Below are 25,001 nucleotides of genomic sequence, written 5' to 3'. Positions count from 1 at the left end.
TAGAGTTGGCGGCCATTCTCCTCGGACAGCTCAGCCCCCACCCATTGACCGAAGGTGGGCGAGCCCACACGGATATCCACCGCCACATCGTAGACAGCGCCTTTGAGTACGTGAACCAGTTTGGCTTGAGGATGGGTTAGCTGGTAATGCAACCCACGAACCGTTCCGGCTTTAGACATGGAACAATTGTCCTGAACAAACCGAGAGGTAATGCCGAACGAGTTGTAGCGTTCCTGATGCCAGGATTCAAAAAAATAGCCTCGCTGGTCGCCATACCTTGTCGGTTCGATGAGTTTAATGTCCTCAATGGACGTAGAAAGAATCTTCATACCTCTTCAATCCCATATGAAAGCATCGACAGCAGATACTGACCGTAGCCCGTTTTCAGCATAGGCTGTGCAAGACGTTCGACCTGCTCAGCGTCGATGTACTGTTTTTTGTATGCAATTTCTTCAAGACATGCGACTTTAAGCCCTTGCCGGGCCTCGATGGTCTCGATAAAGCTTCCGGCCTGCATAAGGCTGGTGTGGGTCCCTGTATCCAGCCAAGCAGTCCCGCGAGACAATTTTTCCACATGAAGAGCCTTCTCTTTCAGATACCTTCGATTGATATCCGTTATTTCCAACTCCCCACGGGCTGAGGGTTTCAATTCAGAGGCAAACTCAAGAACACGGTTGTCATAAAAATAGAGCCCGGTCACTGCCCAGTTCGACTTCGGTATTTCGGGTTTTTCCTCAATGTCCGTCACCCGTCCTTGCCCGTCAAAACTCACGACACCGTAACGTTCGGGGTCCGAAACCCAGTACCCGAACACTGTGGCCCCATTGGTTCGCTCAACAGCCGCCTTCAATTGGCCGGTCAACCCCTGTCCATAATAGATATTATCGCCCAGAATAAGTGCGACAGGGCTACCCCCGATGAAAGAGCGTCCCAATGTGAACGCCTGGGCCAACCCTTCGGGTCGCGGCTGTTCTACATAAGAAAAATCAAGTCCCCACTGGCTTCCGTCCCCTAAAAGCGCACGAAACCGTGGAAGATCTTCAGGTGTGGAAATAATCAAAATTTCCCGAATTCCCCCCAGCATCAGAATAGACAAGGGGTAATAGATCATGGGTTTGTCGTAGACGGGAAGAAGTTGCTTGCTCACAACCTTTGTAATGGGATAAAGCCGTGTCCCCGAACCACCGGCCAGAATAATACCTTTCATGGTTTTCTCCTTGAAGCCGTGGTTAACTCAACATTACCTTTTTGCATAATTTGTATCGATCCACTCCCTGTAGGCCCCGCTCCTCACATCATCCACCCACGCCATATTGGCCAGATACCAATCGACGGTCTTCTCCAGTGCTGTTTCAAAAGTGAATGCAGGCTCCCACCCCAACTCGTTCTTCAGCTTCGACGCATCAATTGCATATCGAAAATCATGGCCCGGTCTGTCTTGCACAAATTCAATAAGCTCTCTACTCGAAGACTCACAACCCAACTTCCGATCCACCAGATCACACAGAAATTCAACGATCTCGATATTTCGTCGTTCTGCCCCGCCGCCGATATTGTAGGTCTCGCCGTCCTTTCCACTGCAAAACACTCTCCAAATAGCGCTGCAGTGATCCTCAACGTAGAGCCAGTCTCTCACATTCTCACCTTTGCCGTAAACCGGTAAGGCTTTCTTTTCCATGATATTCAGAATGATCAAGGGGATAAGTTTTTCCGGAAACTGATAGGGGCCGTAGTTATTAGAACAATTGGTAACCACGCAAGGGAAACCGTAGGTTCTGCCATACGCTTTGACCAAGTGATCAGACGATGCCTTGGAGGCCGAATACGGGCTGGACGGGTCGTAGGGAGTTCTTTCGGTAAACGCACCACTCTCTCCCAGACTACCATACACTTCATCCGTTGAGATATGATGAAACCGATAAAACGAAGGATCTTTTTTCCAAAAATTACACGCGACATCCAGTAAATTGAACGTCCCTTTAATATTTGTATCAATAAAGGCCTCCGGCCCGAGGATAGAGCGATCCACGTGGGACTCAGCCGCAAAGTGAATCACTCCGGTAAACGCATAATCATCAAACAATTCTTCCAGAAGCCCACGGTTTAAAATATCACCATGAACAAATGTATACCGTTCATCCTGCTCACAATCCGACAAGCTCAGCGGATTACCGGCATAGGTTAACGAATCCAGATTTACGATTCGACATTCCGAATCTTCAGCAAGTACGTATCGTATAAAATTGGACCCGATAAACCCGGCCCCACCGGTCACGAGTAGTCGATTCATGTTTTCTCCCTTGGGCATCATTGAATAAAAAAAGCCACACCGTTGCCGATGTGGCTTGTATCAAATTTAAATGCGCTTGTATCAGGATTTTTTCTCAACAGCACCATCCTTGATCACAATACGCTCTTTGTTCAACTCAAATATCTTATCGCTTATCCCCTTAACCTTCTTGATGTCTTCGGGCTTTTCGAAAGGTCCCACACTCTCTCGATAATCAACAATTCGCTGAGAAACCTTCTCACCGATTCGCTTAAGGGACGACAACTCTTTGATAGATGCTGTGTTGATATTGACGGTTTTATCGACCGACGCAAACGAGTAAACAGAAAAGGCAAACATCAGGGCAATAACAGTGCAGGCAACAATAGTAAATCGTTTCATACTCATCTCCTTAGGAACCGCAGATCATCTGTGACAAACGAATTGCATACCAGAAAGTTCGACAAACACCGAAACAACCTACTGCATTTTCACTCTTTTATCATTGACCACCGAATTTTCAAAGACTTTTTTTCCGAAAACACCTCAATGCTCTGCCGGATGATACTCCGGCACAATCTTCATGAGTCTCTTTCGAATCTCTTCACCGCATTGGTCTTCAGCCAATTCTTTTAAAGCCTCAATATTCCCGTTCAGTTTGACCAAATCTTTTTCCTGCCCACGAAGAACCATAATTTTCCTGTGCTCTGTAGGAACGATCCCTTCTCCATCGGTAATAAGTTCTTCATACAGCTTTTCACCGGGTCGAAGCCCAATGTACTTGATATCGATGTCCACATCCGGCTCAAACCCAGAAAGGCGTATAAAATCCCGAGCCAAGGCGTCAATTTTGACTGGCTCGCCCATATCAAGGATAAAAATCTCACCACCTTCGCCCATGGCACCTGCCTGCAAGATCAATTGAGCTGCTTCAGGTATGGTCATAAAATACCGTGTGATATCTTTATGAGTAACGGTGATAGGCCCCCCCTCTTCGATCTGCTTTTTGAAAAGAGGCAAAACACTTCCGGCACTTCCAACAACGTTGCCAAATCGCACTGCCATAAATTTGGTCTGGCAGTCACCATCATTCATCTGGTTCAACACTATCATCTCGGCAATGCGCTTGGTGGTGCCCATGACATTGGTGGGGCGCACCGCCTTGTCCGTAGAAACCAGCACAAACCGTTTGACGCCGTACCTCCTGGAAACCTCCACCACGTTCTGGGTCCCGATAATATTATTCTTTACAGCCTTCCATACATGGGCCTCCATCATCGGAACATGCTTGTATGCCGCGGCATGAAAAACACTCTGAGGCTTATATCTTTCAAACACTTTTTCAAGCTGACTTGGGTATTGGATATCTGCTAGAACCGGTATCACTTCAAGGTTCGGAAAATGATGTTTCAATTCCATGTCAATTGAATAAAGAGGACTCTCCGCACGTTCAAATAAAACCAACTGTTCAGGATTGAACCGACAGATCTGACGGCATAACTCAGAGCCGATAGAACCGCCAGCTCCGGTAACAAGCACAGTGGATTTGGTAAGCATAGTATTGATAATGCCGGAATCCAGCTTTATGTTGTCCCGCCCGAGAAGGTCGTTGTATGATACCTCCCGAATGGAGCTCACAGATACTTCGCCGGAGATGATTTCACCCATACCGGGGATTGTCTTGTAAGGCAACCCTGCTTCCTTACAAGCAGCGACAATGCGTCTCATCTGTTTAGAAGTAGCAGATGCGATGGCAATCAAAAGCTCTTCGGCATTGGACTTGACTGCGATATCCGTTAAATCGTCCAGACCTCCAATAACTTGTTTACCATGAATATATTTCCTATGCTTTGAAGGGTGATCATCAACAAAACCAATCACGTGATAATCAAGGCCGGAGTTATCCCTAATCTCGCGTAATATTTTCTCCCCACTGTTGCCGGCCCCGATAATTAAAAGCCTTTTGCGCTGATTCCAGATCGATCCTGCGGTAAATTTAAAAAAAACAGGAAAAAGAAGGCTTGCCCAAATTTTGAATCGCCCTTCAAAATAAACTCTGACAATAATACGAAACCCAGACACAAGTAAAATAGTTAGAAACCAATCAATAACGAAAACAGAACGCGACAAACCATTAAAGCGATTTAAGTAAAGAAAAAACATCACAATAAGGCAAGATCCAACAGTGGACGCCTTAAGCACATTAAAAAGATCTGTTATGCTTGTAAACCGCCACATTCCCCTATAGAGTTTAAAGGTCGCAAAGGCTGAAATTTTGATAGATACAACCCAAAATATACTTTCCTTAAAACGATTTAACATTTCCACTGGGATATCAAAGTCAAAACGAATGAAGTAAGAAAGGTAATACGCAACAACAACTATACAAAAATCAGCACATAGTACAATAGAAAGGTTAGGCAGTGATTTAATATATCGATTCATAATTTGCTTATAAAATTTATTAGTTAATAATCATCACAAACAAAAAAATATAATAGTTGGCTACATTGTAGCTATACAACTTTTGCATCAGAATCAGTCGGACATTTCACAATACGAAAATAAAATGAAACAACAGTAAAAAAAACAAAACATAATACAAAAAAAAGCATACATACATTGGCCTCCGTTCTATTAACCACCAAAACAGTTCCAACAAAAAGCTGGAACGCGCCGTAAGCCATCGAGATTTTCCAGTGATCTATACTGCATTCATTAGCAAGAAGCTGGTACAAATGGCGCCTATGAGGTCTACTCATGGGTTCTCTATCTCTAAATCGAATCACCATAGTAGTTAGCTCATCAGCATAAAAGGGAAAAAGAAATCCAGACATACAAATAAAATCCAGAAGACTCCGGGACATAATGACAACCAAGCAGGCAAAAACAAACCCGAGAAGAATACTTCCGACATCCCCCATAAACACTTTTGCTTTCGGAATATTATTGGGTAAAAAACCTATACATGAAAATGCAGTAGCAACTGAGACGGTCACATATTCAGGATCTGCATCTGTGAGAATGCCAAACGCAGCCAGAAGTAGAAACCCGACAACACCTGTAATACCGGCTATCCCATTGATACCATCCATGAAATTATAAAAATTAGACGTACCGGCTATATAAACGACTAAAGGGATAACAAGACTATATGATAAATAGTGGATGTTTTTTGAATTAAACAAAGTCACGAGAAAAATAAAAGCGCAACTGAATTGAATGACAAGCCTCACTTTAGGGCCTATGTCGTAGCGATCGCCGAAAAGGCTTACCAAGGCAAGAAACGCGGCTGGAAGCCAAAACCCATAGGGCAGCTCAAGGTACACCGCAGAGGCTAAAAAACCAATTAAAATCCCTATTGCACCACCCTTCGGCGTGGGAGCTAAGTGTGAACTTCGCCCGTTAGGGCGATCAATCAACCCCACCATATATCCAAAGCGCACAACAAACAAAGCACCTATAAAACCGAAAGTCACATTTACAGCGCAGATCAATATATATCCAAAAGTCATCTAATAAATACCTTATTTACAATTCCAAACCAACAATTTATTCTTTGAAAAATATCGTTTTCAATGAATGCTGAGGCCGAAAGCCCGTATCCAACATACGCTGATTACAATACACCAAATCCCCCGCAAGTTTATCATGGCAGGAATACCACCAATTTCTGTTTTTACTAAAAACCATCCCGGCAATACGTGTCACCAACCACACGACAGCTAACGGAACAGAAACCGTAAAGCAGACAGGGTGAACACCCATTTTTTTGAAGGTTTCGATAATCGATGAGAATGAGTATGGCTTCTCATCACAGACATTAAAAGTCCGTACACCATCAGAAGGATTGTGATCTAACAGGTGCCTGATAAAACCGACCAAATTGGGGCGAGCCAAAGCAGACATGCGCTGCTGCCCATTCCCAAACCGCAGGTAAGCCATATTTTTCGGAGCCAACACCCGCCGATCAAGATTTAGACTCCAGTTATTATCATACACAGGTGCCAAACGCAGGATATCCAAATGTTTTAGAATCTTTTTTTGGCATAGTTTTATAAGCCGACTTTCGGCGTCAAGCTTGCTCTCGGCATAATGCCCTGACGGACAACAGCGACTCTCTTCTGTGAAATCATCATCCACCATAGCGACATCTTTCAAGAGAGTATCTGAATCATTCTGATTAGGATACTGATGTTCGCCATATACACTCACCGAGGATAAAAAAATAAATCGGACATCAGGGTTTTGGGCCGATGCACAACAAGCCAGGGTTTCAGTGGCTTGACTGTTAACCTCAAAATAAGTATCCCGACTCAAAGAGCCAACTTTTTGATGGGCGATACCTGCGCAGTGAATAACTACATCAGGGCAATGTTTCTCGAGGATTTTTCTAATATTAATTTCATCTACTATATCGCATTTCAGATAAGAGACTGCATTCACACGACTTATCGAAGTCTCTCTATCTAAAACTATTAGATGAAAAACGTCCTCCAATGCTTTGGTAATCGACTGCCCCAAAAAACCATTGCCGCCTGTGATCAAGACTTTCTCTTTACGAGATATAGACATACTAACCATCACAGAACTTAAGGAATTCGTTTGCCATATCGGACATGATTGAAGACCGCTTGTAGGAATTTATAAAGCCCTCGCGGCTAATCCCATTAGGATGAAACGTTTCAAACATTGATATAAAATCTTCAGAATCACACGGTGTAAACACCATAGAGTCAGGAATATTCTCTTTAATGAAATTACTTGCATAACCACTGACACCGGCTATCAAAGGCTTACCAGTTGCAGCGTATTCAAATACCTTTGACGGCAATACTTTTTCAAATGCGTCATAAGAATTCAAGTGAAGGAACAGATAGTCGGATTTTCGATAATATTCTATCAAATTGGATCTCTTTACAGGCATAATAAGCTCTACATTATTGACCCGATGCTCATGCAACACCCTTACCAACTCGTTACGCATCCCACCATCACCAATAATACGGTAGAGACATCTACCCTCAGTTTCTTTTGCAATAATAGGAATAATCTTTTCTATGCCCTGTCCCTGACCGATATTTCCAGCATAGGTTACAATTTTTATGGAATTATGTTCTTGACTTCTGAAATCATTTTCAAGAAATTCAGAATCAATACCATTTGGAAAAAAACTGAGCTCAAGCTCTGGAATGATCATCCGAAAGTACCCCTCAAATCCGCGAGAAACCAAGTTCACTTTATCTGCAGACTTCAGAGTAAATTTTTCGATCCATTTAAAAAAAGGAAGAATTAAACGCCCAATCCGAGGCGCCAGAAGACTATTCATCGTATCGGTAAAAATATCACGAATATCAAGATAAAGGCCTGCTCCCTTCCATCGACTCGTCAAAGCTCCTATGAAAGCCGTAAACAGCCTTGACGAAGTTGCGTACACCATATCAAATTTTTGCCTTCTCAAATACCATAGACACTGAGCCATATAGACTCCAAATGCTTTCACTTGATCGATAAAACCGCTCTCGTGATGTGGAAGCGAAAAACGTACAATTTTTATATTGCCATTTTGTTCTTCTGTTTGAGCTGCTCGACGGTAGTTTTTGTAGCGATTGGGCTTAGTGGTCAATACCACTACTTCATCATCTGGCTCAAGACGACTTTTGAGAGCATCTAAAAACCCTGCTATTCGAAAAGAACCTGCACACAAGTCCGGTGGATGGTAGAACGAAAAAACCAATATACGCACTAAATATTCTCCTCTAAAATATTCACTATCCGTTGTGCGGCCAACCCATCCCATTTCTCGGGAACCCGTCCATATTCAATTGTCCCGGAGAGAATCTTCTGCAACTCAATCTCAAGCAACCCCATATCAAGCCCAAGCAGACGGTTAGTTCCGATATCAACTGTAACCGGCCTTTCTGTATTTTCACGTAATGTCAGACATGGAATACCAAGTGCTGTGGTTTCTTCCTGAAGGCCACCGCTATCTGTAAGCACAGCTTTGGCATCTTTCCACAAATAAAGAAAATCAGTATACCCAAGAGGATTGAGTTTTATAATCTTACGAGGAGCCATACGCCCATCCAACTGCGGGGGACTTACGAAATAATCCCCAAGGCCAAACTTCTCAATCATTTTCTCCGTCCGCGGATGGCACGGAAATAGAATGGGAACATCTTCGGCAAATCGGGCCAACGTCTTTATTATGGCCGACAGATGATCACGTTCATCAACATTGGATGGTCGATGCAAGGTCATACAGAGATACTTCTCTCCCAGATACCTTTTGATATCAACAACCTGTGCGCCAACCTTATGGCCATCTTCGAGCCTTTCCAGCTGATAATAAAGATTGTCGATCATCACATGCCCGACAAAAAAAATGCTATCCGGGGATTGCCCCTCCCTGAGAAGGTTATCCGTGCCACTTTTTTCTGTGGTAAAAAAAATATCCGTTATACTGTCGGTAACTAGACGATTTATCTCTTCAGGCATCTCGCGATCATTGGAACGTAGCCCCCCCTCCACGTGAACAAGCTTCAGGTTCATCTTTTTCGCGACCAAACCTGCTGCCACAGTGGAATTGACATCTCCCACCACCACCACCACATCCGGTCGTTCTTCCAAACAGACCCTTTCAAAGTCAACCATGATGGCGGCTGTCTGCACGGCATGTGACCCGGAACCGACGTTCAGATAATGGTCAGGCCTTCGGATGCCGAGATCGGCAAAAAAAGCATCGGACATATTCTGGTCATAGTGTTGCCCTGTGTGCACGAGTACCGCATGGCACGATGATGTTTCCAAGGCCCTCATGATAGGAGCAATCTTCATGAAATTAGGACGTGCCCCGGCAACAACAACGATCTTTTTCATACCATACCCTTTTTTAACTGCCTGATCTCTGTAATCATCTCAAATGGCAACAGCCCAACACATTCCCCTCGAAGCATCAGCGCAGGCAGTGCAACGCCAAATTCCGGGTGAAACGATGATCTCTCAATATACCAATCCATTTGAGGAGGTACAGATATTTCCATCCGCGTTTGATTTGAATCAAGCGTCAACGAGTACAGATTCTCCATCTGCTTCTCAAGCTTCACACCAGGAGCAAAATGGAAAAATACCTGCAACCGATGTTCTGCTGATCCATCAACGCGATCTCTGATTAAAAGCCTATCCTCTTCGAGATGCCAGCTTCTGTGATGAACGCCCACACCTTTGAGTCGGCAATAACCGTCATGAGCTCCACAAAAATATACCCCCCCCCCTTTTTTTACGTCTCCCTCGCGTTCAACAACCCTGGCTCGACGGGCGACCCTGAATCCCGACCAGACCTCAGACGAATCCTGATCGTCCACAGTAAGTGTATTATGGGCAGGCGATTTACGCTGTCTCAACCGTTCATTACTAAGGCCATAACAAGAAGTACCGCCGTTTACAAACACACGATCCCTTCCGAGACTCAACTCAAAAGAGAGAGTGTCGGCATGAGCGTGTCCCGGAAGATAATCAGGCCCCACCAAAGCTGCATCTATGATCACTGTCCAATCAGCGCATCTCATCTTTGCGTAACCGGTTTCCGGCAAAAGCCCGAGAGAATCATTCCCAAGAGGTGAAACAATCCCCAATTCTTTAGCCATTGCAAGCAGTTTTCCCGGTTCAGGCGCAATTCCCTTTGCAGCATCGTTAAAGAAGGCTATTTCACCATCGGGATGCAACATCACCTCTAAGGCCCCCATCATGAGGGCTGCCACATCGCGCCACCAGTTAGTCACACCGGGATCCACCCGGTTGCTGCTTTCCGAAAAGGATATCACCTCAAGCAGATCTTCTAACACAAGAGCATGGTACATGGTGGAACGCTCAAAATGGCCCCCATCGGACAAAACCTGTTCTCTCAGCTCCCTGTTCCAGCATCGAAGCCCTTGGACCAACCATCTGTCTGCTACAGGACCCTCAAAAGACAACCCCGCAACGATTAACGCCTTACCATTTTTTAACAGGTGATTTCCCAGAAGATGATATTCCATATGTCGCGAGAGCCAATGAGCCTGAGACCAGAGACTTCGTAACTCATCATAACCGAGTCGGTTATACTCAATATCCCAGATGATCCAATTAACGATCCTAAGAGAAACAGGGTATGGCTCCCAGCCCGCACCCATTCCCTGTGGGTTTTCATCAACCCATCGCCTTATCAAGGCCAATTGCTGACTTGCCCTCTCGCCCTGGGCACCAGATCGCAAATCTTCAAAATAATGCAAGTTATACAGCCAGAGCTTGGAAACAGATGGGTCATCCCAACTCTTAGGTTCAATGGTTTCATTCAAAAAACAAAATGCAAAAGGAGGGAAATAGGACTGGCGAGATCTAACATAATTCACCTTAGGAAGCCCAATACGTCTGGTGATATCAATTAAATTAATCTTAACACTACGATTAAAAGGAATTCTATACAAGACACGCCAAATTATTTGTTTAAATTTAAGATATTTGATGGTGTTCCAATATAACTTTAAAAGCAAAACCATAATCCCTACTCTTTAATTAACCGGTTTAACTTACCTCTATTGGTCAAAGGGATTCGATCAACCACAACTATATCCACCTTTAACTCGTTACCAACTTTATTTTCAAAGGCCCTGCTGATGTTTTTTATTTCGAACTGACGAAATTGAGGGGTAACCATCAACCTCAAAACGCAAGTCCCCGGTAACCTCTGGACATACTGATACCGAATTACATTATTGAACAAATCGCCATGCATGTTTAATGCGGTCAACGAAATCTTTCCGCCGTTTCGGCCCTCAAGGAATTCATTTTTCCAGCGGCCTTCAACATCAGTAATCCTTTGCCAATTCCTTCCACACCGACAATCCGAATCTGATAAAGTAGCCCAGTCTCCCGTCCTATACCGAACAAGAGGCATAGCCCGATTCCAAAACCCGGTACCTACAATTTCCCCTCTGTCCCCCACACCTTTACAGCTGGCACCAACTTCTGTAAGTAACTCCATAACGCCATAATCTGGAACCACGTGATAGTCAGAACTGTAAGCACACTCTCCAGCCAATACCAATCGTTCACTGTGTCCATAAAATGAGAACACACGAGAGTTGAATGCTTTTTCGATTCTTGAGCGCTGTTCGGGCAAAACAGCCTCTGACACAAGAAAAATTGCGTTTAAATTTAAAGGGGACATATCGACTTCATTACGAATCACATATGAGGCAAGCATATCAATGGCCGAAGGGTAGCCATGATAAAACGAAGGATTATAAGAAAAGATTTCATCCAGATATGCACCCAGTGTCGAATCATTCATATGAAATGGAGAAAACTGCATTTCATTGTAAACCGGATTCTCCTGCCAGTAGCAGGCATTTGGTAAATTAGAAAATTCAACGCCGCGAAAGGTGGCTTTCCTGCATTTGGAATCATACCCCATCTCAGCCCAGATGCGATGAACGAACGCAGTATCCATTTTCTGTGAATAGTCTTCTACAAGAAGCCGCAGTTGATTACCACTGGTCCCCCCCGTGGTGATCTCATAGTGCTTGATCTGTGCCAACTCATCTGAAAAATATTTATCATAATCTTCCTGGACTTGCTCCTTATCAATCGGCTCAAATGCTTTCAGGGCTTCAAATGGCTTAAATCGTTCAACTACCTTTCGTTTCGACTTGTAAGCCGGGACATGAAGAGTGGCATAGTCAAGAATTTCCCCCAGCCGCATCTCCTGAAATCTCAGGATTGCATTAGAATCTGCATGATTGAAATAGTTACGGCGCCTTAGTGTCTCTCGGTAAACGGGTCCTGCAATCAGTCTAAATGGGAGCTGCCCGACCCCACGTTTCACCCATGCAGGCAACCTCTCATATAACTTACGCTGATAATTAAAATTCATGTTCGCCTATTCAATGCTCTCATAACATATGCCCACAAAAAAACTGGCCCAGTATTGTGATGAAAACAACAACGCCCGCTCTTTTGCTCCATTGCACAATTGTTGGTACAATTCATTCTCATTCATCAATTCTAAAACAGTTTTTTTCAGCAGTTCAACATTCTGCGCTTCAATCAATCGGCCACAGGTTTCATCCACCAACTCTGTCAAAGGAGGGATGTGAGATGTAATGACAGGGATGCCAGCCATGAAAGCTTCAATTATCACCCCGGGGTATCCTTCACCGCCATGATAAGTAGGCAATAGCAACGCATCATACTCCGACAGTTTTTTTACAACCTCGCCAGGCTCTACCACCCCGCCATACTTTAGACCCTCCAATTGTTCCAGATTGCTCAATGGCACATCAAAACCCAGAGGACCGTAAATATCGATGGTCCCCTTGAAATCAGGGTCCTTACTCAGCGCAACAATCTCGTTGATCCCCTTGGATTGCTTAACCTGCCCCAGAAATATGAAACGACGACACTCTCCCCTTTTGGCAACCTTATGGCTGTTGCCGCGACGATGATTTGGAAACCAGACAGCCTGTGTAATACCTTGTTCATGCGCAAATTTTACGAGTGATTTGGATTCACCCATATAGAACTTTGATTTTTTGAGAATCAGATGGATCCATACCGATTTTGGTTTCGGATACGCGTAAAAATTGGTACCACCAAACTTACGGATTATTAATGGCTTTTTGTAAAAACGGCAGATAACAGATAAAAGAGAGCCGGTAATATGCAATCGAGAAGTTGCTGCATGCAGAGTAACGACATCGGCTTTACGCGTTTCCTTCATCAATTGAACTATAACATATAAAATGCGCCATAAGGCTTTAAGCCGACTTCCCCGAATTATTGAAAGATTGACAACCCGAGTGTCGAGCTCCGAGTAGTCAGACAATTCATCTACCAAAAGTTTAAATAATACAGTTGTTCCCCCCAGAGGTGGGGGCATAGAGCCAGCAAGCAACAATCTCATAAAACCAAACAAGCCTCCACAGGCAATCAGATTCTAAACTATTTCACACAAAAAATTTTACTAACATCGTTAGCTTTTTGTATCTATATCATTTGGGATTCAGCTATAAAACAGAAACAAAGATCGTAAAAATGAAACAATCAGCAATATAAAGACCTAAAAGATTCAGCCATTGTGGTTATAGAGTAACTTTTAAGGATCTTTTTACGTCCATTCTCAACAATTATAGCCCTCTCATCAGCATTTGTATTTAAAGCTTTTCTAATAACTTTCACTAAGCTTTCAACATCGTTATTTTCGAATAGAAAACCGTCCTGCCCATCCTCAACAATTTTCCTAACAGAATAAATATCTGAAGCAATGACTGGAACACAACAAGACATTGCTTCGAGTATAACGTTTGGCATTCCCTCATATATTGATGCATGCAAGAACCAATCACCAGAGCATACAAAATCAACTATATCAGCATGAGGCCCATCAAAGGAAACGATGCCTGATAGACGCATCTCAATAACCTGTTCTTTTAATCTATGATAATACTCAGGGTTTGATATGGCGCCAACACACCTTATGTTAATTTTTTTCAATTCCTCTAAGCTCAAAGCTTTTAGAGCTTCCAGAACCAATTGATGGTTTTTCTCTTCAGAATAATGACTTACCATTATAAAGCATACTTCACCATCAGCTGCGTTGGATTTTCTTTTTGGTTGAAATAATTCCGTATCTATACCATTCGGTATGAATCTTAGGTGCCCGTCTTTTTTTATTGAAACCAATCGTGAATACATCTGCTCAGAATTTACAACACAGAAATTCTCAAACATTCCAAAAATTTTTTCACTTAATATATGATGCCGCAAATCACTAAATACCACAGAACGATAAGATGTTATTACCATACACTTATGATTCAATAGCTTATAAAAGCGTGCCAACATCATCGGGGTATGCAAAAAGGCTATAATAGCGTCTGGGGAAAAGCTCCTAATTAGTTTTAAAAAACGAAATACAAAAAGGACGCGATCCCTAAGCCTAATTCCAATAGGGAGAAAAACAATATCAACAGAATTTGAAATAAGATACTCTCTGAAATTATGAATTGGATGGTAATAAAAGACTGTTACCTCTTCCCCCATGCGTTTCAAACCAATTGCAAGGTTACAGATTTGCCGTTGAGCACCGGCGGAAGTCAACGAATCAATAACTAAAGCTACTTTCAAAAAGCTTAATCCTCCAGCTCTTAAAATTTAAGTCATAATTTTATTTTTTCTTTTCTTCCAAGAACATAAAAAGCAACAACAATAATCGGAAACAGTTCTAAAAACCGTTCTCCTAAAGCACCTGTTGAAAACCCTGCAAGAAATATAGATAATAGCATACCAATGAATCCAGCAGCTATCTTTTTGTCAAGAATCTTATCTTTCAATACTCTTTTCATAAAGAAAAGCATCAAACAAAAAAGCATAAAAAGCCACCCACTAAAACCGCAAAGCCCATGCTGAGCTAAAATGGCGATATGACCACCATCACCGATAAATCCATAAGCTTTTGATGAGCCAACACCAAACCAGGGATAATCCTGCCATGCGTTAATTGCGTTGGCCCATCCATGGTTAAGTCGAGCTGTGATGAAACCGGCAGCGTGTTCAGAAGACACGTCTTTGCCTGCCAAAAACATAAAAAAGTATTTTAGACTCAAAAGTTTTGAAACAGCTCTATCTGGCAAAAAAGGAAGAGCGCAGATAACACCTACCAATGTCATTGTAAGAAAAACAGACGCCCTTCTGAAGGGAAGTACAAATACACTATAAAAACAGATAAATGATATTAAACATAGATATGCTGATCTGCTAAAAGGGACAATCAACCCACATAATGACAACAGGAACACAGGAACCATGAGTTTTTTCGAAAAATAATTCCATACAACAAGCGTTAAAATACACCCATACAGACTAAAATAGGCAAGACGATGCACACTTCCAAATGCACCAACGCCTCTTAACCCATACCTAAATTCCTTATTTTGGTAAATAATCGACAGTAAAGAATCAAAGGGAGCTATTCTGCAATATTCAACCAATGCAAACAAACTATGTACAGCGACACCAACCAGAATGAGTTTAATAATTACTTTGGATTTAGCGGCGTCTGTAATAGCACAAAGCGATAAGAGAACAAGAAAGTAAACCCTGAGATAAGCCATGAAGGTTAGCCAAGCGTTTCCACAATAGTAGAAACATAATTGAAATGCTGTAGATAACCCAAAAGCTATTAACAAAAAAAGAAAGGCTGAATGAATAAACCGTTCTTCTTTAAGATAAGTCATCTTAAACAAACATACAGAAAAAGGTAGCAGCAAGTAAATTATCAACGTATCTAACCGGATGCTGGAACCCGGAAAAAAAGGTGGACAAAAAAGAATAAGAATTACAATGAAAGACAAAATATCAAAAAGGCTTAGTTTAAATGTGTTGTTCATTGTTATACTTAAGTTTAATCTTTATTATTTTAATTATGGCTGGGATAAAAAAACAGGATTTAGTTAATGACTGTTTGTAAAAATCTAAAGCCTTATTCACTTTACCAAGAGAAAGACAAACACCGCCCATTCGATATAAATATATAACATCAGCATTAAACCAGGAAAAGATGGCATAAAGGCTTAACTTTTGAACAACAAAAGGCAGCACGTTAAAAATTGAGATTTCACCAGGGTATAGTGTCTTAATTCTTTTATAGATATGAATTTTACTGGCTATTTGCGTCTTCCATTTCCCTGCAGAGATGCTTTCATCATGAAGCCTCAGATTGTAAAGAGGTTGTGATACTCGCCCAAACTCACCAACGGAGCTGAACCTTACGATAAGGTCAAAATCTTGACTTGTTTTATAGCTTATATCATATCCACCAATGTTCTCGAATTTATTCCGTCGAAACATTAACGTTCCATGTACATATGGATTTGATAAAAGCATTATCTTTTGAAGAGCTCGTTTTTTATCCTGTGCTGATTCTTGAATATAAAGGTGGTTTCCATTACAATCCATGTAGTTTGTATCGGTAGCTGCAAGAACAAGGTCGCGGTTGTTTTTAAAGAGTTCAACCTGAAGTCTGATTCTGTCAGGCAAAGACACATCATCAGAGTCTTGCCTTGCGATCAATTCTCCTGAAGAATAAGCGGCTGCAATATTCAAGGATTGAGTCAACCCCTTATTGTCGTGTCTATATACAGAAATTCGACTATCGTTGAATGAGTCTAAAATCTCTGGAGTTGAATCGGTAGAGCCATCATCAATAATTATCAACTCCCAATTGTTATATGTTTGATTAATGATGGACTGTATTGATTCCGAAATATACCCTTCATCATTAAAAACACACAGTATAATTGAAACCAAAGGATTGTATTCATTCATCAGAAGTCACCGCACTCAAAACCTCTTGATGAATTTTGAGTTCCCGTTCTGCAATGACATTCGCTGCGTAACATGACTTGATTTTATCCCGAGCAGCACTGCCCAACCGCTTTTGCAATCCTGGATTATTAATCAACAACTTCAAACTCTTAGCAATAGAGATAGGATCTCGTTCACACAAAAGCCCCTCTACATTATGGTCAATGATGTTCCGGTGTTCATCAATATCACTTGCGATGCATGGCATCCCGCAAGACATAGCCTCAAGCAGTGCCTTGGGATTACCTTCGTAATGAGAGGGCAAAACAAATACCTTGTGAGATGATAATAGCTTTGGAATTTCCCGATTAGATATCCTCTCATGAAACAATAAATCGACATCTCTATCAATTGCCAATTGTTCAAGGTTATCTTTCAGGTGACCTGCGCCCAACAAAGTCAAACTATATCCAACCTCTGCGCATGCACTAATAAGGGATTCAAGATTTTTTTGTTCTGTTAGGCGACCGACGGTAATTATATCTCGGTTTTTTTCTATTTGATCAGTTTTGAATAGATCAACATCAATCGGGTTACCCAAAATATTAATTTTTTTTTCATCAACACCATGTTCTTCAACTAAAAACTGTTTTGCGTCAGGGTATGTTACGATAATGGAGTCAGCCATATTTGCAACGTATTTTTCCAAATAAAATACAACCTTATTAAGACAAGGTTTATTCTGACGCATTTTCGCAAAATGCTTACTATAAATATATCCACACCTAAGTATAAACGGCACGTTGAGGCGTTTCGCAAGCAGTGCCCCAGTCCAAGCCCCGGCCATCTGGTTACTTCTAATTAACCTGCATCCCCTAAAATTAGTCTTGAATAAAGGTGCAATAATGGATGCTATCAATCGCCCGTACCTATAGGACGACAACCATGATGGTATATTCCAGGCAATTTCGCCTTCAGGCATGACTCCATTCAGCAAGTCTATTTCATCTTTCAGGCAGTCACCATACGATAAAAACTTGACTGAACCAACATGTTCTGACAGTTCAGAATAGTAACCAACTTCTCTGCTGATCAACCCTGTCTCATCCCAGTCTCTCATTGACATGCCACTAGACATTACAATCAGAGTGTAACCACTTTTCATTGCATACATTTCGAGGTTTAATGTCCTTTCCAATGCTAAATAATCAGATATCACGACGCGTTTTTAAAAACCAGTAACACTGAATGCCCACAAAATTTACTTAATATTTTATCTAATAAATAACAGATAATTTTATTAATTAAACGATTACCTTCAATTAATTTCTGGATAATTGGTCTAAAAAAATCTGATTCATCTTTTAATCCCTTCAACCCTGACCGGCCCACAATTCGCTGTAACTCAAATCCGCGGGTATTAAAGGTTTTTACTACATCACTTGCGCTGAGTGCAAATTGATAAAATCCGTCATCACTAAAATCAAAACTGTGTGGCAAATCAGCATAATAGCCTAACTTTGCCTTTATTTTTCGTAAGTAACTCATGTGTGGAAATGTCAAAAACAAATATCCACCTGAGCAAATAACTCTTTTCATTTCATCAGCAATGTCTTCATATCCGTTAAAAAAATGTTCTATAACACCTATAGACCAATAACCATCAAAAAAATTGTCATCAAATGGAAGGCTCCTCACATCCCCCTCAGACACTTTCAAATCTGGTATATATTCATTTATTATTGATATAGTTTGAGGAGCATAATCTATCCCATAGGTATCGTAACCTATCTTTTGTAAAGAGTAGACATTCCCTCCTCGTCCGCAACCACCTTCAAGAATACGACTGCCCTCTCGAAGGTACTTTTTTGTCATGTTGTTTAAAAAACGATTCCGGATTTTTATTGATTTTTCTATTTCATCTTTGGTTCCCCAATGCTGATCCCAAAAATCGGGAGTTGCATTAACATTAGAATAAACTAACCGTTTGAATTTCTTTTGATATAAAATTTCCATAATTCACTTCCTAAATTAAGAATCAGACTCCAGAGGAGGAGGGAGAAAAGTGACATAGCTCTACTACCATACCCTCGTAATAAATAAAGTGATAAATGGTTTTCTCTACTCAGAGCGACTATAGATAGCGATAGTTATCTCAAAATTTTTATCCGTCACTATTTTCCGAAATCATCAGGTTGAATCTCTCATTTCGTAGCCCGGTCGTAGAGTTCGTTGCCCCTGAGCCTTGGAACTCTGGCCTTAATTTTAATAATTACCAAGAAGACACCTAATTACCCGGCACCAAATTTGTAACCGATTGAATTATTGGCCCCACTGAAGATTACTATGTCGTGTGCATTTGTGCCCTTAAGTAATATTAAACATCATGTCTAATCATTAATGCATAAAAACTTGTCTCTTTGACGCAACCAAAGTTCCAATACTGATTTTAATAAAAAGTTGACCATATTCCTTTTCTCCTCTTCTGTCCTTATGTGTCATAAGGTAATGGCTTTTTGATATATTTCCAATGAAAAGAATTGCAAACTTTCACACCTAAAGAGAATAGTTCTGTTGTCGTTCAATCGGTAAAAAGTCTTGTTATCTTGGATATATTTCGTGGTGTATACTGAAATCGATAAAGCTTCAGGCACGCTGCAGATAATATTAAATGAACCTAAATCAGGGGATTGGGAGAATTATTTTGATATTCCGCCAACTGTTTAAACAATAATTAGGTCTTGCTCGCAATGTTCCAATGCTGACTGGGAAATGATTAAATTTGATTTTTTTTCCAAAGCAACTGAAAAATTTTCACCATCATATATTTCAAACTCTACTGGGTGTTGCGAATAATTCTTCCATGCATTATGTTCATAAATATCTACTCCATTATAAAAGGATATCTTCCCATCAGAAAATTTCATCAGATTATCAATAATAGATGCCTGATCCGCAACCAAATATCAAGAATCTTGATCTCCCCCAATTAATCATGAATATTTTCCCAATCAAGCTGACTCCAGAATAAATCCGAATGTAATCTGGATGGAGAAAAATCTAAAGCCTCATCAATCCATTTCGCATCAGCGATTAGAGACGTCAAACACCCGCTGAATCAATCTATTATCCACAAAAAGATGTGGAAAAAAAATTATTCAATAGATTGAAGCTTAGATAAATAGATTTTTGAACGAATGACAGTCCGTCCTTCATACTCCCCCTCATTATAAAGTACAATAAGCCAATAAATATCGAGTCCAGCACCCAACTTACTTAAAGAAGCTTATCGAATGTATATTTGTAAAATGGGTAACATCCTTCAAAAGTTTTTAACCAAAATTTCTCGATACGATGAAAATGGCATAAAATTTAAGGTCTGTTTTTCAAAAATCGAACTAAATTTTAATTTGCTATAGCATTGAATATGGGTTGGGCAAGGAACCAGATTAAGATATGGTGTAACCCAAATAAAAGGTATCCTGTTATTTTTAACATAATAAATTAGCTCATTGAGAACATCGTCCGGCAAGTGCTCCAAAACATCAACAGCAACAATACAATTGTACTCGGACACATTTTCCAATACAGAATCAATATTTCCACAAAGAACATTAAAACGAGTATCATTACCTATTCGTTTTTCTGCGATTGCAATAGCAGATTCTGACAGGTCAATACCTGTGTATTGCGAAATTCCTGATCGCTTTAATCCATTAATCAGAAACCCAGAGCCACAACCAATTTCCAGCACATTATTAAATCCCATATTCTGTATAATATCTGGAATTAAATCATAGTAATCCTTGCCTTTACGTTTCGAATCTTTCCAGTGATCCCACTGAATATCCCAATACCTTCCGTCATGAACATTGTAAACATGTCCATCAGCAGCCAAATCCATATTGGCACCGTACTTCTCAAAATCGGTATTAAGATATTTCAATAAATCGATATTGGGGTCCAAAAAATAAAAGCATACCATTCTCCAAACCAACTGCGACAAATAACTCAACCTTATCAATAACCGTTCGATTATGGTAGTCATACTCTCCAAAGTCTCCCTTTATCCCACTCACACAAATACAAAAAGTTATAAACCAGCATCAAGATATAGTTGATACAATCCTGATAAAGTCTGACATTCAGCTCTCGTTTTATCGAGGAAGTCACATAGACTATAAACTGCCAACACACGATCAACAGGACTCAACCAGCACTCCAATCTATTGTCACTATTTAGTATTTTTTTGACCATGTTCCTTGTGGAGTAGCCACGGTATCCCCAATGCGTATAGCCGACCATGGTATTATTTCTGTCACAAAAGTTATTTTTGATTTTATTAAGGTGGCACATGCGCCACCGATTAAAAAAAGTGATACCATCCTTTTCCTGAAATATTTTTTCCATAGGCAGGGGGTGGTCAACATCATCGAGGAGATGATCATGCGTCCAAACCAGTTTAAAGACATCTTTTACAATATCACGTATGTAATATTCACTATCCGGGTTCGCTCCCATATATGCCAAATTCTGGCGGCTCACCATTCCAAGATTGTGTTTGTTCGGATGCCCGCCATGTTCTATATATACTTTGGGGTAGTCACCAAATACGTCTTTATAGATGTCCAGTCCGCGCCTGAACTCATTTCTTGAATCAGATGATTGCGAATAGCCATGGAAACAAATTTCATGCCCCCAGTCCCTAGCTTGTAGCATTAGCTCACAATAATCAGCATCATCCAAAGCATGGGTTTCCCCGCGAGAACAGTGCTTTGAAAGATCCGAACCGTCTGATTTTAAGGTACAAAAGACAGCCGTCGTCACAAAAATATTTTTTTTACTTAATGCACGTAAAATTTTCCTATAATCGTCCGTAAGGCCATGATCAGGATCATTCGTCAGCGTAAAATATCTCATTTTTTTTTCACTAAAAAATAAAGAGTCTGAGTCAGCTTATCAAGCTTTTCACTTCTTGATTTCATCAATAAGGACTCACCCGTAATATATAATTTTGATATTCTATTTCCCTTTTTAACGAAACGACGAACAATTGCATTTGAATAAGTGCCCAAAATATTATTCAGTCTATTCCCATAATAAAAACCTATCACATTCAAATTATTAGATTCACAAATCTTAACGACATCTCTTACAGAACATTTATCGAAATTATACACGGGTGAAGAATCAGAAGAAGAAATATGCTCACTATTCCATACATCAAAGAGTGATAAGCCAACACCACTCATTAGACAATCAGCAATGTTGGCTATAGAGAGCTCCACATTATTGCTAAAGCTAACCTGATGACCGAGAGATACAATATAGTCAAAAAATCCAACATTTAAATTAGTGTCAGACAAATCCAATCTAATCTTTGTATATGGTCCATTATAAATATTTGTGATATCTACATCACTAATAGTAATATTACTGCTAAATCTCTCAATTTTTTTTGTTACCCTTCCAGTAAATGTGCCAATTTCAAGAACCCTCCCTCCGGGAACTCCTTTCTTGAACAATTTTTGAATTAGTTGATCTTCAAGCCAATCTACATACAAATTTTTACCTTGGGAAAACTTTGAATCATGACTGTTGCCACTATTTTTTAATTGTAAAGCATAGTAATCTGAAGCCTTCAATGCAACCCTCTCATTTTCCGCCAATTTTAAAAGCAGTTTTCAAAATCCTGATTTCATATACATTAAAAATGTTGTTTCGCCAAACCATCACTGCATAAATTATCAATGCAGGGGAACCCATTATAAGCAGAGATATTGGAGATGATATCCATTCTTTAACTAGTAATGAATAAACGACAACTGGACCCATATTAATGAAACAACCAATAAGGGCTTTCCATGGGAAAATTGTCTTTATTCCCATATACCACCTACAAAGTCCCCAAGTAAAAAAATACAATAATAAACCAGCACTTCCAGTTGCCAATGCAGCTCCTGAAATTCCAATTCGGGGTATTAGATACCAATCCATACCCAAATTAAAGAATGAAATCAAAACATGCATTACATATATTTCATTCTTTTCAAATGTAAAAATCAGGGGATCAAAAGCGTAGCTCAACCCTTGAAAGAACATAAAGCCAGACAAAAGCATCAGTGGAATTACTGCTGGGGCATAATCTGGTCTATACATCAATGTGACAACTTCATTGGCAAAAAGTATCATGAGGAGGCATGAAGGAACCATAACCAATAGAGAAATCTTGATTAAAAAACTATGGCCCATTATCAGTTCATCCCGGTCACCAGTTTCAATATACCTTGAAGTAAAAAGCGGTTGAAATATCCCACGCATAATGGCTGCAGGGTTTAAATTTGCAACCAACATCGCAAGTGTTGCGGCAAGGCCGTAAAATGCCAAGTCCGAAGTTTCTAAATACCTGGCTATAAAAAAGTTATCGACGGCAATGTCACGAAAAACGTTTAAATTAATTCCCATAAAAGACAAAATGGAAAAGCGGACCATTCTTCGATTTAACCCAGAAGCGAATGGAGCATTCGAATTTAAACAGTTTACCAACCCAATCCTATTTTTCATAAACCATTTAAAAAAAATGACTCCAGAACATGCCAGTGAAAATACTTCAGTCAAACACCATGCCAAAAGAACCCACCTGAGTCCCCATCCCGACATGACGACTATACAAAAGCCGCAGACCCTAAATATGGCAGTACATGACCTGATAATAGAAAAAGCCCCTTGATTCATCCGTGCTGAGTTAAAGCTTCCTCCTATCAATGAACTCATACTAAAGCAGAATAAAATACCAGCCACCAGAGAGATTTGATAGCGGCTCATTTCTGGCAAATTAAAAAAATAAAATAGAGAATCACCCAAAAATAACAAACTAAACGTAAAAATTAACATAACCATAATACGAATCAGACTAAAAGCTAATACGTATTTTGCCATTAGTGCTTTTTTACGTTGGGCCAATAATTCTGCACCGAATCGAATCAATGTCTGCTCCAACCCCATCGAACAAACAAAAATCCCAACAAACAGAATCGAACCTATGAACCTGTAAATACCATAAGCTTCTTGACTTAACCCCTTCACAAGTATGAGTGAGGCAAAAAAACCTGTTAGCATTGCGACAAGTTTGGAAGCATAAACCAACAAACCTGAAATTCCACTTTTTCTTAAATTGCCACTAAACCGTGATGACATTAACGAATTTCACCTAACCATTAAAATGTGAAGACTCAGTAAATACAATTACATCATCGACAGCAACGAATCAATGCGAGCTACATAACTATGTGACTTCACGTATATCGAGGCGTTGTCTACAATTTGAGACCTAAGCATTTCATTTTGATGATAGTATTTAAGCTTTTCCTCAAAATCTGATAGATCTGGCTTAAACATTACACAATTCACGCCATCTTGAAGAAACCCCATATAATTATCCGATTCAGGACAAACAATCAGCGTTCGTGTAGCCATCAACTCCCAGAAGCGGGTATTAAAAATACCGACAGCGGAAGGTGTATTCAGAAACATTTTGAATTTATTAAGAAAACGCGCATAAGACACTCCAGACGGAAGCATTGAGCGCCCAATTATATTCTTTGCTCCAAACTCAGCCCAATATATATTCATCCCTTGAAATTTTTCCTTGATCGGATTTGGCTTAAACCAAGAGGGCCACCCTTTATTTGCAAGCATATCAATACATTCTGGTTTAAACAGTTCATTCTTAACAAGACTTCGTGTATCAAGATGGGAACTATGCAGGCTACCAGTGAAACCAAAATCATATTTACCTGTTAAATTATAATCCTTGAATTTTTGGAGGTTTACCCCAAAAGGAAGAACGCAAAAGTCAATCCCTAATGCCTCACTCCATTTTGGGCCATCGGGGTGCACCGTACAAACAAGATCAAACTTGTTTTTTTTAATATAATCAAATCTAAGTTGAAGTTTTTTATACTCCTTATTTAAGAAATAGATCTTCTTACAATAATCTATTGAGCCTAAATCAATTGAAGGATGTGGATCGACACTATTTCCCATTTTACTTTCATGATCCCAACTTGTATTGCATACAATACACTCTAACGCACCTTTGCTGAATGGCGATTTGGCAATAACATCATCAATTGTATCATCGATGTTATACAGGGGATATCCTGGTCCATAAACATAAACATCCGTTAATAAGCTGAATGCATCTACAATATCTTGATGATAATTCCCACTTGTATACTGCTCAAAATTTTTGGTGAGAAGAATTATTTTTTTTTTCATAATGGACTCTACTTAAGACTATATTTAGGTTTTGTGTGGACAGATATAAAGTCGTTATTAGCAGCATGATTGTTACCGTGCAGCAACTGAAATAAAGGCAACACTTTT

At 40.4% G+C, this 25,001-nt stretch carries 23 protein-coding genes (1 of these 23 cut by a window edge); all 23 read right to left on the bottom strand.

Annotation, left to right across the window (positions count from 1 at the left end; all coding sequences use genetic code 11):
• Window positions 1-329: the 5' portion of a dTDP-4-dehydrorhamnose 3,5-epimerase gene (gene rfbC, locus ACOYW0_RS21375; protein WP_482415792.1), read on the bottom strand. The gene continues 244 nt to the left of window position 1, outside the view; only the first 329 of its 573 coding nucleotides appear in the window; it begins with the start codon at window positions 327-329; its stop codon lies off the left edge, out of view.
• Window positions 326-1,207, bottom strand: a complete 882-nt coding sequence (rfbA, locus tag ACOYW0_RS21370; RefSeq protein WP_482415791.1) for a glucose-1-phosphate thymidylyltransferase RfbA — start codon at window positions 1,205-1,207, stop codon at window positions 326-328. The genes rfbC and rfbA overlap by 4 nt, the downstream gene beginning before the upstream one ends.
• A 33-nt stretch (window positions 1,208-1,240) precedes the next feature.
• Window positions 1,241-2,290 (bottom strand): dTDP-glucose 4,6-dehydratase, encoded by a 1,050-nt coding sequence (rfbB, locus tag ACOYW0_RS21365; protein WP_482415790.1) that lies wholly within the window; start codon window positions 2,288-2,290, stop codon window positions 1,241-1,243.
• Between the two features lie 81 nt (window positions 2,291-2,371).
• Window positions 2,372-2,671, bottom strand: coding sequence for a ComEA family DNA-binding protein (locus ACOYW0_RS21360; protein ID WP_482415789.1), 300 nt, complete (start codon window positions 2,669-2,671; stop codon window positions 2,372-2,374).
• 144 nt (window positions 2,672-2,815) lie between these two features.
• Window positions 2,816-4,714 carry a polysaccharide biosynthesis protein gene (locus ACOYW0_RS21355; RefSeq protein ID WP_482415788.1) on the bottom strand — a complete coding sequence of 633 codons (1,899 nt, stop codon included), beginning with the start codon at window positions 4,712-4,714 and terminating at the stop codon, window positions 2,816-2,818.
• 71 nt (window positions 4,715-4,785) lie between these two features.
• Window positions 4,786-5,784 carry an MraY family glycosyltransferase gene (locus tag ACOYW0_RS21350; RefSeq protein WP_482415787.1) on the bottom strand — a complete coding sequence of 333 codons (999 nt, stop codon included), beginning with the start codon at window positions 5,782-5,784 and terminating at the stop codon, window positions 4,786-4,788.
• A gap of 37 nt (window positions 5,785-5,821) precedes the next feature.
• Window positions 5,822-6,844, bottom strand: coding sequence for an NAD-dependent epimerase/dehydratase family protein (locus tag ACOYW0_RS21345; protein WP_482415786.1), 1,023 nt, complete (start codon window positions 6,842-6,844; stop codon window positions 5,822-5,824).
• Between the two features lies 1 nt (window position 6,845).
• Window positions 6,846-8,015, bottom strand: coding sequence for a glycosyltransferase family 4 protein (locus tag ACOYW0_RS21340; protein ID WP_482415785.1), 1,170 nt, complete (start codon window positions 8,013-8,015; stop codon window positions 6,846-6,848).
• Window positions 8,015-9,148 (bottom strand): non-hydrolyzing UDP-N-acetylglucosamine 2-epimerase, encoded by a 1,134-nt coding sequence (gene wecB / locus ACOYW0_RS21335; RefSeq protein ID WP_482415784.1) that lies wholly within the window; start codon window positions 9,146-9,148, stop codon window positions 8,015-8,017. The genes ACOYW0_RS21340 and wecB overlap by 1 nt, the downstream gene beginning before the upstream one ends.
• The gene (locus ACOYW0_RS21330; protein WP_482415783.1) at window positions 9,145-10,806 is read right to left on the bottom strand and encodes a heparinase II/III family protein; all 1,662 of its coding nucleotides are present in this window, start codon (window positions 10,804-10,806) and stop codon (window positions 9,145-9,147) included. The genes wecB and ACOYW0_RS21330 overlap by 4 nt, the downstream gene beginning before the upstream one ends.
• Before the next feature lie 5 nt (window positions 10,807-10,811).
• Window positions 10,812-12,182, bottom strand: a complete 1,371-nt coding sequence (locus tag ACOYW0_RS21325) for a phenylacetate--CoA ligase family protein (protein WP_482415782.1) — start codon at window positions 12,180-12,182, stop codon at window positions 10,812-10,814.
• A gap of 6 nt (window positions 12,183-12,188) precedes the next feature.
• On the bottom strand, window positions 12,189-13,211 hold the full coding sequence (locus tag ACOYW0_RS21320) for a glycosyltransferase family 4 protein (RefSeq protein WP_482415781.1): 1,023 nt from the start codon (window positions 13,209-13,211) through the stop codon (window positions 12,189-12,191).
• A gap of 140 nt (window positions 13,212-13,351) precedes the next feature.
• Entirely contained in the window at window positions 13,352-14,434 is a 1,083-nt protein-coding gene (locus tag ACOYW0_RS21315; protein ID WP_482415780.1) for a glycosyltransferase family 4 protein, read from the bottom strand.
• Between the two features lie 32 nt (window positions 14,435-14,466).
• On the bottom strand, window positions 14,467-15,543 hold the full coding sequence (locus tag ACOYW0_RS21310; RefSeq protein ID WP_482415779.1) for an O-antigen ligase family protein: 1,077 nt from the start codon (window positions 15,541-15,543) through the stop codon (window positions 14,467-14,469).
• 136 nt (window positions 15,544-15,679) lie between these two features.
• Window positions 15,680-16,633 carry a glycosyltransferase gene (locus tag ACOYW0_RS21305; RefSeq protein WP_482415778.1) on the bottom strand — a complete coding sequence of 318 codons (954 nt, stop codon included), beginning with the start codon at window positions 16,631-16,633 and terminating at the stop codon, window positions 15,680-15,682.
• Complete coding sequence (locus ACOYW0_RS21300; protein ID WP_482415777.1) at window positions 16,626-17,786, bottom strand: glycosyltransferase family 4 protein; 1,161 nt, start codon at window positions 17,784-17,786, stop codon at window positions 16,626-16,628. Before ACOYW0_RS21300 ends, ACOYW0_RS21305 begins: the two co-directional genes overlap by 8 nt.
• 41 nt (window positions 17,787-17,827) lie before the next feature.
• Entirely contained in the window at window positions 17,828-18,628 is an 801-nt protein-coding gene (locus ACOYW0_RS21295) for a class I SAM-dependent methyltransferase (RefSeq protein WP_482415776.1), read from the bottom strand.
• 707 nt (window positions 18,629-19,335) lie between these two features.
• The gene (locus ACOYW0_RS21290) at window positions 19,336-19,539 is read right to left on the bottom strand and encodes a hypothetical protein (protein WP_482415775.1); all 204 of its coding nucleotides are present in this window, start codon (window positions 19,537-19,539) and stop codon (window positions 19,336-19,338) included.
• A gap of 395 nt (window positions 19,540-19,934) precedes the next feature.
• A complete protein-coding gene (locus ACOYW0_RS21285; RefSeq protein WP_482415774.1) occupies window positions 19,935-20,660 on the bottom strand; it encodes a class I SAM-dependent methyltransferase in 726 nt (241 codons plus the stop codon).
• Between the two features lie 45 nt (window positions 20,661-20,705).
• Entirely contained in the window at window positions 20,706-21,533 is an 828-nt protein-coding gene (locus ACOYW0_RS21280; protein WP_482415773.1) for a hypothetical protein, read from the bottom strand.
• Window positions 21,530-22,258, bottom strand: coding sequence for a class I SAM-dependent methyltransferase (locus tag ACOYW0_RS21275; protein WP_482415772.1), 729 nt, complete (start codon window positions 22,256-22,258; stop codon window positions 21,530-21,532). Before ACOYW0_RS21275 ends, ACOYW0_RS21280 begins: the two co-directional genes overlap by 4 nt.
• A gap of 10 nt (window positions 22,259-22,268) precedes the next feature.
• The gene (locus tag ACOYW0_RS21270) at window positions 22,269-23,810 is read right to left on the bottom strand and encodes an oligosaccharide flippase family protein (RefSeq protein ID WP_482415771.1); all 1,542 of its coding nucleotides are present in this window, start codon (window positions 23,808-23,810) and stop codon (window positions 22,269-22,271) included.
• A 48-nt stretch (window positions 23,811-23,858) separates the two neighbouring features.
• The gene (locus tag ACOYW0_RS21265; RefSeq protein WP_482415770.1) at window positions 23,859-24,893 is read right to left on the bottom strand and encodes a glycosyltransferase; all 1,035 of its coding nucleotides are present in this window, start codon (window positions 24,891-24,893) and stop codon (window positions 23,859-23,861) included.
• Window positions 24,894-25,001: the final 108 nt, after the last annotated feature.

This window comes from Desulfoluna sp. HI9BLuna (assembly GCF_056829775.1).
The sequence above is the reverse complement of the archived record's forward strand: the minus strand, read 5'-3'. Positions and strand labels throughout refer to the sequence as shown.

Excerpts from the sequence above, each read along its gene's own strand:
- ACOYW0_RS21265 (WP_482415770.1), bottom strand. The coding sequence starts at position 24,893 with ATGAAAAAAAAAATAATTCTTCTCACCAAAAATTTTGAGCAGTATACA.
- wecB (WP_482415784.1), bottom strand. The coding sequence starts at position 9,148 with ATGAAAAAGATCGTTGTTGTTGCCGGGGCACGTCCTAATTTCATGAAG.
- rfbB (WP_482415790.1), bottom strand. The coding sequence starts at position 2,290 with ATGAATCGACTACTCGTGACCGGTGGGGCCGGGTTTATCGGGTCCAAT.
- ACOYW0_RS21360 (WP_482415789.1), bottom strand. The coding sequence starts at position 2,671 with ATGAAACGATTTACTATTGTTGCCTGCACTGTTATTGCCCTGATGTTT.
- ACOYW0_RS21310 (WP_482415779.1), bottom strand. The coding sequence starts at position 15,543 with ATGACTTATCTTAAAGAAGAACGGTTTATTCATTCAGCCTTTCTTTTT.
- ACOYW0_RS21285 (WP_482415774.1), bottom strand. The coding sequence starts at position 20,660 with ATGACTACCATAATCGAACGGTTATTGATAAGGTTGAGTTATTTGTCG.
- ACOYW0_RS21305 (WP_482415778.1), bottom strand. The coding sequence starts at position 16,633 with ATGAATGAATACAATCCTTTGGTTTCAATTATACTGTGTGTTTTTAAT.
- rfbA (WP_482415791.1), bottom strand. The coding sequence starts at position 1,207 with ATGAAAGGTATTATTCTGGCCGGTGGTTCGGGGACACGGCTTTATCCC.
- ACOYW0_RS21325 (WP_482415782.1), bottom strand. The coding sequence starts at position 12,182 with ATGAATTTTAATTATCAGCGTAAGTTATATGAGAGGTTGCCTGCATGG.
- ACOYW0_RS21295 (WP_482415776.1), bottom strand. The coding sequence starts at position 18,628 with ATGGAAATTTTATATCAAAAGAAATTCAAACGGTTAGTTTATTCTAAT.
- ACOYW0_RS21300 (WP_482415777.1), bottom strand. The coding sequence starts at position 17,786 with ATGTATGCAATGAAAAGTGGTTACACTCTGATTGTAATGTCTAGTGGC.
- ACOYW0_RS21270 (WP_482415771.1), bottom strand. The coding sequence starts at position 23,810 with ATGTCATCACGGTTTAGTGGCAATTTAAGAAAAAGTGGAATTTCAGGT.
- ACOYW0_RS21320 (WP_482415781.1), bottom strand. The coding sequence starts at position 13,211 with ATGAGATTGTTGCTTGCTGGCTCTATGCCCCCACCTCTGGGGGGAACA.
- ACOYW0_RS21330 (WP_482415783.1), bottom strand. The coding sequence starts at position 10,806 with ATGGTTTTGCTTTTAAAGTTATATTGGAACACCATCAAATATCTTAAA.
- ACOYW0_RS21345 (WP_482415786.1), bottom strand. The coding sequence starts at position 6,844 with ATGTCTATATCTCGTAAAGAGAAAGTCTTGATCACAGGCGGCAATGGT.
- ACOYW0_RS21290 (WP_482415775.1), bottom strand. The coding sequence starts at position 19,539 with ATGAAATTTTCTGATGGGAAGATATCCTTTTATAATGGAGTAGATATT.
- ACOYW0_RS21350 (WP_482415787.1), bottom strand. The coding sequence starts at position 5,784 with ATGACTTTTGGATATATATTGATCTGCGCTGTAAATGTGACTTTCGGT.
- ACOYW0_RS21355 (WP_482415788.1), bottom strand. The coding sequence starts at position 4,714 with ATGAATCGATATATTAAATCACTGCCTAACCTTTCTATTGTACTATGT.
- ACOYW0_RS21280 (WP_482415773.1), bottom strand. The coding sequence starts at position 21,533 with ATGAGATATTTTACGCTGACGAATGATCCTGATCATGGCCTTACGGAC.